Origin of the sequence: Streptococcus mitis (assembly GCF_001579045.1) — a bacterium.
Classification (GTDB): Bacteria; Bacillota; Bacilli; order Lactobacillales; family Streptococcaceae; genus Streptococcus; species Streptococcus mitis_D.
Window position 1 is genome coordinate 472,460 of the sequence record NZ_KQ970262.1, and the last position, 8,683, is coordinate 481,142.

General features: G+C 33.7%; 10 protein-coding genes and 2 pseudogenes. 7 read left to right on the forward strand and 5 right to left on the reverse strand.

The annotated features are described in order from the left end of the window. Nucleotides 1–42 precede the first annotated feature (42 nt). Together tet(M) and SMIDD28_RS11080 are read left to right on the forward strand one after the other, a co-directional pair. Nucleotides 43–1,962: a tetracycline resistance ribosomal protection protein Tet(M) gene (gene tet(M) / locus SMIDD28_RS05405; protein ID WP_000691729.1), complete on the forward strand. Its 1,920-nt coding sequence runs from the start codon at nucleotides 43–45 to the stop codon at nucleotides 1,960–1,962. A gap of 118 nt (nucleotides 1,963–2,080) precedes the next feature. Then, nucleotides 2,081–2,248: a cysteine-rich KTR domain-containing protein gene (locus SMIDD28_RS11080; protein WP_000336323.1), complete on the forward strand. Its 168-nt coding sequence runs from the start codon at nucleotides 2,081–2,083 to the stop codon at nucleotides 2,246–2,248. A 59-nt stretch (nucleotides 2,249–2,307) separates the two neighbouring features. On the opposite strand, the gene SMIDD28_RS05410 is transcribed toward SMIDD28_RS11080, so the two are convergent. Next, nucleotides 2,308–2,661, reverse strand: a complete 354-nt coding sequence (locus SMIDD28_RS05410) for a helix-turn-helix transcriptional regulator (protein WP_001227347.1) — start codon at nucleotides 2,659–2,661, stop codon at nucleotides 2,308–2,310. Between the two features lie 504 nt (nucleotides 2,662–3,165). On the opposite strand from SMIDD28_RS05410, the gene SMIDD28_RS05415 reads away from it, so the two are divergent. Both SMIDD28_RS05415 and SMIDD28_RS05420 read left to right on the forward strand, forming a co-directional pair. Next, on the forward strand, nucleotides 3,166–3,588 hold the full coding sequence (locus SMIDD28_RS05415) for a sigma-70 family RNA polymerase sigma factor (RefSeq protein ID WP_000804885.1): 423 nt from the start codon (nucleotides 3,166–3,168) through the stop codon (nucleotides 3,586–3,588). Continuing rightward, nucleotides 3,585–3,815 carry a helix-turn-helix domain-containing protein gene (locus tag SMIDD28_RS05420; protein WP_000857133.1) on the forward strand — a complete coding sequence of 77 codons (231 nt, stop codon included), beginning with the start codon at nucleotides 3,585–3,587 and terminating at the stop codon, nucleotides 3,813–3,815. The genes SMIDD28_RS05415 and SMIDD28_RS05420 overlap by 4 nt, the downstream gene beginning before the upstream one ends. Nucleotides 3,816–4,040: 225 nt before the next feature. Here SMIDD28_RS05420 and SMIDD28_RS12180 read toward each other — a convergent pair whose 3' ends face one another. Beyond that, complete coding sequence (locus tag SMIDD28_RS12180; RefSeq protein WP_001845478.1) at nucleotides 4,041–4,292, reverse strand: hypothetical protein; 252 nt, start codon at nucleotides 4,290–4,292, stop codon at nucleotides 4,041–4,043. On the opposite strand from SMIDD28_RS12180, the gene SMIDD28_RS05425 reads away from it, so the two are divergent. Further along, nucleotides 4,276–4,479, forward strand: coding sequence for an excisionase (locus SMIDD28_RS05425; protein ID WP_000814511.1), 204 nt, complete (start codon nucleotides 4,276–4,278; stop codon nucleotides 4,477–4,479). The two genes, SMIDD28_RS12180 and SMIDD28_RS05425, sit on opposite strands and share 17 nt — an antisense overlap. Nucleotides 4,480–4,560: 81 nt before the next feature. Continuing rightward, nucleotides 4,561–5,778 (forward strand): tyrosine-type recombinase/integrase, encoded by a 1,218-nt coding sequence (locus SMIDD28_RS05430; protein WP_001291561.1) that lies wholly within the window; start codon nucleotides 4,561–4,563, stop codon nucleotides 5,776–5,778. A gap of 153 nt (nucleotides 5,779–5,931) precedes the next feature. Here SMIDD28_RS05430 and SMIDD28_RS05435 read toward each other — a convergent pair whose 3' ends face one another. From SMIDD28_RS05435 to SMIDD28_RS05445, 3 genes and pseudogenes are all read right to left on the reverse strand, one after another. After that, nucleotides 5,932–6,438, reverse strand: coding sequence for a M16 family metallopeptidase (locus SMIDD28_RS05435; protein ID WP_050218058.1), 507 nt, complete (start codon nucleotides 6,436–6,438; stop codon nucleotides 5,932–5,934). Then, nucleotides 6,431–7,552, reverse strand: coding sequence for a HesA/MoeB/ThiF family protein (locus SMIDD28_RS05440; RefSeq protein WP_000371017.1), 1,122 nt, complete (start codon nucleotides 7,550–7,552; stop codon nucleotides 6,431–6,433). Before SMIDD28_RS05440 ends, SMIDD28_RS05435 begins: the two co-directional genes overlap by 8 nt. Nucleotides 7,553–7,813: 261 nt before the next feature. Then, nucleotides 7,814–8,506 (reverse strand): annotated as a pseudogene (locus SMIDD28_RS05445) (ABC transporter ATP-binding protein); the annotation flags it as partial. A 38-nt stretch (nucleotides 8,507–8,544) separates the two neighbouring features. Between SMIDD28_RS05445 and SMIDD28_RS05450 the strand changes: the two are divergent. Next, nucleotides 8,545–8,683: pseudogene (locus SMIDD28_RS05450) on the forward strand (IS5/IS1182 family transposase); the annotation flags it as partial.

The window sequence follows — 8,683 nt, forward strand, 5'->3', positions numbered from 1 at the left end:
GATTTTTATGCCCTTTTGGGTTTTTGAATGGAGGAAAATCACATGAAAATTATTAATATTGGAGTTTTAGCTCATGTTGATGCAGGAAAAACTACCTTAACAGAAAGCTTATTATATAACAGTGGAGCGATTACAGAATTAGGAAGCGTGGACAAAGGTACAACGAGGACGGATAATACGCTTTTAGAACGTCAGAGAGGAATTACAATTCAGACAGGAATAACCTCTTTTCAGTGGGAAAATACGAAGGTGAACATCATAGACACGCCAGGACATATGGATTTCTTAGCAGAAGTATATCGTTCATTATCAGTTTTAGATGGGGCAATTCTACTGATTTCTGCAAAAGATGGCGTACAAGCACAAACTCGTATATTATTTCATGCACTTAGGAAAATGGGGATTCCCACAATCTTTTTTATCAATAAGATTGACCAAAATGGAATTGATTTATCAACGGTTTATCAGGATATTAAAGAGAAACTTTCTGCCGAAATTGTAATCAAACAGAAGGTAGAACTGTATCCTAATATGTGTGTGACGAACTTTACCGAATCTGAACAATGGGATACGGTAATAGAGGGAAACGATGACCTTTTAGAGAAATATATGTCCGGTAAATCATTAGAAGCATTGGAACTCGAACAAGAGGAAAGCATAAGATTTCATAATTGTTCCCTGTTCCCTGTTTATCACGGAAGTGCAAAAAACAATATAGGGATTGATAACCTTATAGAAGTGATTACGAATAAATTTTATTCATCAACACATCGAGGTCAGTCTGAACTTTGCGGAAAAGTTTTCAAAATTGAGTATTCGGAAAAAAGACAGCGTCTTGCATATATACGTCTTTATAGTGGCGTACTGCATTTGCGAGATTCGGTTAGAATATCGGAAAAGGAAAAAATAAAAATTACAGAAATGTATACTTCAATAAATGGTGAATTATGTAAAATCGATAAGGCTTATTCCGGGGAAATTGTTATTTTGCAAAATGAGTTTTTGAAGTTAAATAGTGTTCTTGGAGATACAAAGCTATTGCCACAGAGAGAGAGAATTGAAAATCCCCTCCCTCTGCTGCAAACGACTGTTGAACCGAGCAAACCTCAACAAAGGGAAATGTTACTTGATGCACTTTTAGAAATCTCCGACAGTGACCCGCTTCTGCGATATTATGTGGATTCTGCGACACATGAAATCATACTTTCTTTCTTAGGGAAAGTACAAATGGAAGTGACTTGTGCTCTGCTGCAAGAAAAGTATCATGTGGAGATAGAAATAAAAGAGCCTACAGTCATTTATATGGAAAGACCGTTAAAAAAAGCAGAGTATACCATTCACATCGAAGTTCCACCGAATCCTTTCTGGGCTTCCATTGGTTTATCTGTATCACCGCTTCCGTTGGGAAGTGGAATGCAGTATGAGAGCTCGGTTTCTCTTGGATACTTAAATCAATCATTTCAAAATGCAGTTATGGAAGGGATACGCTATGGCTGTGAACAAGGATTGTATGGTTGGAATGTGACGGACTGTAAAATCTGTTTTAAGTATGGCTTATACTATAGCCCTGTTAGTACCCCAGCAGATTTTCGGATGCTTGCTCCTATTGTATTGGAACAAGTCTTAAAAAAAGCTGGAACAGAATTGTTAGAGCCATATCTTAGTTTTAAAATTTATGCGCCACAGGAATATCTTTCACGAGCATACACCGATGCTCCTAAATATTGTGCGAACATCGTAGACACTCAATTGAAAAATAATGAGGTCATTCTTAGTGGAGAAATCCCTGCTCGGTGTATTCAAGAATATCGTAGTGATTTAACTTTCTTTACAAATGGACGTAGTGTTTGTTTAACAGAGTTAAAAGGGTACCATGTTACTACCGGTGAACCTGTTTGCCAGCCCCGTCGTCCAAATAGTCGGATAGATAAAGTACGATATATGTTCAATAAAATAACTTAGTGTATTTTATGTTGTTATATAAATATGGTTTCTTGTTAAATAAGATGAAATATTTTTTAATAAAGATTTGAATTAAAGTGTAAAGGAGGAGATAGTTATTATAAACTACAAGTGGATATTGTGTCCTGTATGTGGAAATAAAACACGATTAAAGATAAGGGAAGATACTGAATTAAAAAAATTCCCCCTCTATTGTCCGAAATGCAGACAAGAAAATTTAATTGAAATAAAGCAGTTCAAAGTAACTGTGATTACAGAGCCAGACGCAAAGACGCAGAGCCGATAAAATGAGATTAATACAATCTCATTTTATCGGCTCTTTCCGTTATGTATGGATTCTTTTAATTAGTCTTCGATGTTTCTTGCTTCGTTGATACCGCTGGCTAAAGATTCCATTAAGGATAGTTCTTTGTCTGTAAAGCTATCCATGTATTTCTCTATCTGTAATCGTCGGGTGCTTTTTACCAAGTTATTAGCAGGTAAGAAAAATTCATCAACGGAAACATGAAGTAACGATACAAGGTCATAAAGAACTTGTATGCTGGGGTGTTGCCCTTTATTTTCAATATTAGTTAAGTACCGTGGGTCAATTTCAATCAATGCTCCCACTTGTTCACGAGTTAAACCTCGTTTCAATCGAGCTTCTTTAATGGCTAAACCAAAGGCTCTAAAATCATATTTATCTTCTTTTTTACGCATAGTAGACCACCTCTATACATTTTATTGTTCCTACTGAATTAAAAACAGGTATAGAAAAACGTGTTATATGGTTTATAGGTTTATATTTAATAAAAAGCACTACTAAACGCCAATAAAAAAAACCGTTATATGGTAGTGCTATTTACGCTGTTAAAATATTGTATATTACTTCCAAATGGCGGTTTGTTGGAGGTCAACGTCGCCATGAAGTACATCATATACAATAAATTTCCTTACATTGGGTTCTTGTCAAAAAAAGTCGTCTATCTGCAATAGATAAGTACGTCCACCAATGTGGTTTTATAAATCATATAGATAGAATAACAGAAGCATGTAAACAGAGAAATAAATCTGTTTATATGCTTTTTTGGCTATTCAGAACTTTTTTACAAAGTTTATTTATCAGTAATGCAACAAATCCCCCTTTCACATTGGGACTAAGAGTGAAAGGAGATAAACGAGCAAGGCTCACTTCCTTTCCTAGACAGAAAGGGGGTGAGAAACATGAAACCATCTTCTTTTCAGACCACAATAGAAAATCAGTTTGACTATATCTGTAAACGTGCTATGGAAGACGAGCGAAAGAATTATATGCTTTATCTTTCAAGGATTGCAAAGCGTGAGGTGTCCTTTTCGGATGTTGGCGATTATCTTGTTAGCCAGTTTGCGACAACAGATAACTATTCAACTGACTTTCAGATTTTTACACTCAATGGGTTATCAGTAGGCGTTGAAAATGATTTGTTGAGTGAAGCATTACGTGAGTTGCCAGACAAGAAACGTGAAATTCTACTGCTGTTTTACTTTATGGACATGAGCGATTCAGAAATTGCAGACCTGTTGAAATTGAACCGTTCTACTGTCTATCGGCATAGAACCAGTGGACTAGCCTTAATTAAAAAGTTTATGGAGGAATTTGAAGAATGAAAACACAATATCCTATGATTCCCTTTCCTCTCATTGTAAAGGCAACAGATGGCGATACCGAAGCGATTAACCAGATTCTACATCATTACAGAGGGTACATAACGAAGCGTTCCCTACGACTTATGAAAGATGAATATGGCAATCAAAGTATGGTCGTTGATGAAGTCTTACGTGGAAGAATGGAAACCAGACTGATTACAAAGATTTTGTCATTTGAAATTAAGTAATATCCTCTCTCCTTTCGTGGAAGCGTGCTAAACCATTCCACGCTTCCCGAACAGGGAGGTTTGTTATTCCACCAAAGCATATTGAGCTTTCAATGTGTTTTGATAGGCTAACGAGCCATTGTTCTTTGAAAACTGAATAAAAGTAATCGAATACGTTTCGATAAGAAAAGAGCCAACGGAACTAACCGCCATGACCTATCTTATAAAGATAGCGAGCGATTCATGTTAGTGATCCGAGAAGCAATCTTTAGCAGGATTGCCTGCAACGACATTCTTATCGTGATAATGATACTCCCATACAGTCAATAGTCCGAGCGTGATAAAACCGTCGCAGGCAATGAGTATGGCTACATGAGAACCATGCAGGGGTGGAACTCCCGTGAGCTTTGCTAAAGCTGTTCGATTGCTGGTAAAACAACTTTTATGAAATCCAAATAAGTGATTTGGAAAGGAGGATTTTATGAAGCAGACTGACATTCCTATTTGGGAACGTTATACCCTAACCATTGAAGAAGCGTCAAAATATTTTCGTATTGGCGAAAACAAGCTACGACGCTTGGCAGAGGAAAATAAAAATGCAAATTGGCTGATTATGAATGGCAATCGTATTCAGATTAAACGAAAACAATTTGAAAAAATTATAGATACATTGGACGCAATCTAGCGTCGCCAAAGGGTCTTGTATATGATAAAATAGTATTAAGTCGTATCAAGGCTCTTTCCATAAAGGAAAGGAGCAAATGCCATGTCAGAAAAAAGACGTGACAATAAAGGTCGAATCTTAAAGACTGGAGAGAGCCAACGAAAAGACGGAAGATACTTATACAAATATATAGATTCATTTGGAGAACCGCAATTTGTTTACTCGTGGAAACTTGTGGCTACAGACCGAGTACCAGCAGGAAAGCGTGATTGTATCTCACTTAGAGAGAAAATCGCAGAGTTACAGAAAGACATTCATGATGGTATTGATGTTGTAGGAAAGAAAATGACACTCTGCCAGCTTTACGCAAAACAGAACGCTCAAAGACCAAAGGTTAGAAAAAACACTGAAACTGGACGCAAATATCTTATGGATATTTTGAAGAAAGACAAGTTAGGTGTAAGAAGTATTGACAGTATTAAGCCATCAGACGCTAAAGAATGGGCTATTAGAATGAGTGAAAATGGTTATGCTTATCAAACCATCAATAACTACAAACGTTCTTTAAAGGCTTCATTCTATATTGCTATACAAGATGATTGTGTTCGGAAGAATCCATTTGACTTTCAACTGAAAGCAGTTCTTGATGATGATACTGTCCCTAAGACCGTACTAACAGAAGAACAGGAAGAAAAACTGTTAGCCTTTGCAAAAGCTGATAAAACCTACAGCAAAAATTATGATGAAATTCTGATACTCTTAAAAACAGGTCTTCGTATTTCAGAGTTTGGTGGTTTGACACTTCCAGATTTAGATTTTGAGAATCGTCTTGTCAATATAGACCATCAGCTATTGAGAGATACTGAAATTGGGTACTACATTGAAACACCAAAGACCAAAAGTGGCGAACGTCAAGTTCCTATGGTTGAAGAAGCCTATCAAGCATTTAAGCGAGTGTTAGCGAATCGAAAGAATGATAAGCGTGTTGAGATTGATGGATATAGTGATTTCCTCTTTCTTAATAGAAAGAACTATCCAAAAGTGGCAAGTGATTACAACGGCATGATGAAAGGTCTTGTTAAGAAATACAATAAGTATAACGAGGATAAATTGCCACACATCACTCCACATAGTTTGCGACATACATTCTGTACCAACTATGCAAATGCAGGAATGAATCCAAAGGCATTACAGTACATTATGGGACATGCTAATATAGCCATGACGCTGAACTATTACGCACATGCAACATTCGATTCTGCAATGGCAGAAATGAAACGCTTGAATAAAGAGAAGCAACAGGAGCGTCTTGTTGCTTAGTAGTACAAATGAATTTACTACTTATTTACCACTTCTGACAGCTAAGACATGAGGAAATATGCAAAGAAACGTGAAGTATCTTCCTACAGTAAAAATACTCGAAAGCACATAGAATAAGGCTTTACGAGCATTTAAGAAAATATAAAAAGATAATTAGAAATTTATACTTTGTTTTATATAAAATTTATATATAGTTTCTAAACTAACATACTCAATATTACCTCTAGTACCAATAATATCTATTGACCAAGAACTATTTTTAAAAATTACTCGATTATCATTAATAGATTTTTTACTATTTTCATACTGATTTAATTCAATTAAGACTATTTTCTTTTCCCTCAATAGTTCATCTTCAGTAATAGAAAGATTGAAAATCCTACTTATCAGTATTTTAAAAATTTTATTGAAATCTTCAGCTAGACAGTAACCACTTAAATTAATATAATCTCTAGATGTCTCTCCTTTAATAGCTGCACCATTCATATCAAACAATTCATTTAGTGATTGTTCATTCCCTGCTCGTATTAGTAAATGTTCAATAAGATGTGAAAATCCTAATTCATTTACTTGCTCAATACTAGTACCTGCAACAAACATCAATGAAAAATATGCAAATTTACTTGCTTGATTTTTTTTAAATATAATTTTCTTATTCATCAATTTTTAGAATCTCCCAGAGTTTACTTTTATCGAAATCATGACCACATGTAGGACAATGAGATTGCTTAGAGAAGTGCTTGAATTCATCTTCCCTAAAACTATAAAAATCAAATCTAAATAAAGTATTCCAAACATTACTATTTTTCTCTGTTACACAATCTAACCATTTCTTCACAACCCATGATGACAATAATAGAATATTAGTTAAAATATTTGCAGTTATTAATTTTCCATCATAGTTTGAAAATTTTTTAACTAAATTTTGAAAGTTATCACTATCTTGTTCATAAAGTAAACAATCAACACAGCCTATATTTTGAATATTAGGATTACAAAATAAGAGTTTACCTGCGCTACGTTGGCTAAAACAGTATATACTAGGGATATTAAATAAATAGCATGCTCTATTTACTAATCTTTGTGCTATATAAGGAGGTTCATCCATACAACAAAATACCCAGTCACTTTCAGAAATTTCTTTTTTTACAGCATCAACAGTGCTCATTTTTAATTTTCTTTTTGTGACTACACACTGATAATTACGTTTTAGAATACAATCTTTTACACAGTCAACTTTATATTTACCAATATCGTTAAAGGTAAACATAGATTGCCTATTTATATTATTTTCTTTAACAATATCATCATCGACTAAATGAAGTCGCCCTACCCCTAATTGGGCTAATTGTAATGCGATATGAGAACCACCGGCTCCACATCCTAGTATGGTAACTTTTAAATTACTCAATTTTTCAAGTAATTTAATCCCACCAATACCTTCACTAGAATAATAAGTTTCTAGTGATTCATTAATTAAATAGTGATCAATTTGATTTACAGGTCTATCTAATATTTCTAATAAATTACGATCAGAAAATTTAGATATATATTTTTCTATAATATTTTCGGATATATCATATTTTTTTCTTAATAAATCTTTAATTTCTTCAAAGCTATTAATTCCATTGCAACAAGAAATTAAATCTGACCAAAAATCTGAGTATCCTGTAATTTCTAATACATCAACATCATCAGCTCCAATTCTTAATCTGTCGTTCTTCCATTGGTAAACGATTCTATCCTGGTTCCATTTTGGGAAATAATTATCCATTTTATATCCTCAACTATTTGATAAAAGCATGCAAGATGAACATGCATGCTTCTGTTATACACGAGAAGTCGATTAATATTATTGACTTCTTTTTTATTAATACAAACTAATTTAAACTCTCTTTTTAAGAGTTTAAATTAACTAAATCTAAAATTATCTTAGATAAAGTACCAATTAGTTGTATCTTCTTCACGAATTTCTTCAAATTCTAACTCCAAAATGTTGAAATCTTCCATAATCATGATCATCACCTCCTTTCTATTATAAAACAATAATCTGATCAAACTCTTCCAATATTTCTGGATTTTGATCATGAGTAATGACAATAACAATTGCATCTTTAATGGATAGAATGTAATCCATTATTTCTTTTGCTTTTATTGGATCAAGGTTACTTGTAGGTTCGTCAAATATATAAACTGAATATGTTTTGACTAAAAACCTAGCTAAATCAATTCGTTGCTTTTCTCCTTCTGAAATGATTTGGTTTGATTGAGCTAGGTTTTTACGAAGGAAGTCTTCATTAAAACCTAAGGATTTTCTTAATTTTTCAGTTAAATGAAGGTTTCTAGCCAATTTGATATTCTCTAGAATATTGCCTTCAATCAGAAAGTCATTTTTTTGCACAAACGCAATATCTTTATATAACTCCTCTGAGGAAATATCAATATTCTGTTTTCCGTTGATTTTTATTTCTCCATCATAAAGATTTTTTGGATAATAATTTAGTATTAATTTTACTAAAGTTGTTTTCCCAGCTCCTGAAGCACCTATAATTGCATAGCGCTTGCCTTTTTTAAATTCATAGGAAAAATGATCAAATAATATTTTATTTTCAATTTCATAATGTAATTGGCTAATAGAAATGGTCGAAATGTTATCACAATCAATTGTACTTGTTTTATGGGAAGTTCCTTGATTTGTCTCATATAGATTTTCCTGGATATTATCAATAGACTTCCTGCGAAACAAAAATATGATACAATAAAACTATGAATTATGAATCAAGTAAAGTATTAAGTGATGCACGATTTAAGCGCCTTGTTGGTGTTCAGCGTACTACTTTTGAAGAGATGTTAGCTGTGTTAAAAACAGCTTATCAACGTAAACACGCGAAAGGTGGACGAACCC

What these genes read in the sequence shown, in the direction of transcription:
- SMIDD28_RS05410 (WP_001227347.1), bottom strand. Translation starts at nt 2,661, where the DNA reads ATGCGTAAAAAAGAAGATAAATATGATTTTAGAGCCTTTGGTTTAGCC.
- SMIDD28_RS05415 (WP_000804885.1), top strand. Translation starts at nt 3,166, where the DNA reads ATGAAACCATCTTCTTTTCAGACCACAATAGAAAATCAGTTTGACTAT.
- SMIDD28_RS05420 (WP_000857133.1), top strand. Translation starts at nt 3,585, where the DNA reads ATGAAAACACAATATCCTATGATTCCCTTTCCTCTCATTGTAAAGGCA.
- SMIDD28_RS05425 (WP_000814511.1), top strand. Translation starts at nt 4,276, where the DNA reads ATGAAGCAGACTGACATTCCTATTTGGGAACGTTATACCCTAACCATT.
- SMIDD28_RS12180 (WP_001845478.1), bottom strand. Translation starts at nt 4,292, where the DNA reads ATGTCAGTCTGCTTCATAAAATCCTCCTTTCCAAATCACTTATTTGGA.
- SMIDD28_RS05430 (WP_001291561.1), top strand. Translation starts at nt 4,561, where the DNA reads ATGTCAGAAAAAAGACGTGACAATAAAGGTCGAATCTTAAAGACTGGA.
- SMIDD28_RS05435 (WP_050218058.1), bottom strand. Translation starts at nt 6,438, where the DNA reads ATGAATAAGAAAATTATATTTAAAAAAAATCAAGCAAGTAAATTTGCA.
- SMIDD28_RS05440 (WP_000371017.1), bottom strand. Translation starts at nt 7,552, where the DNA reads ATGGATAATTATTTCCCAAAATGGAACCAGGATAGAATCGTTTACCAA.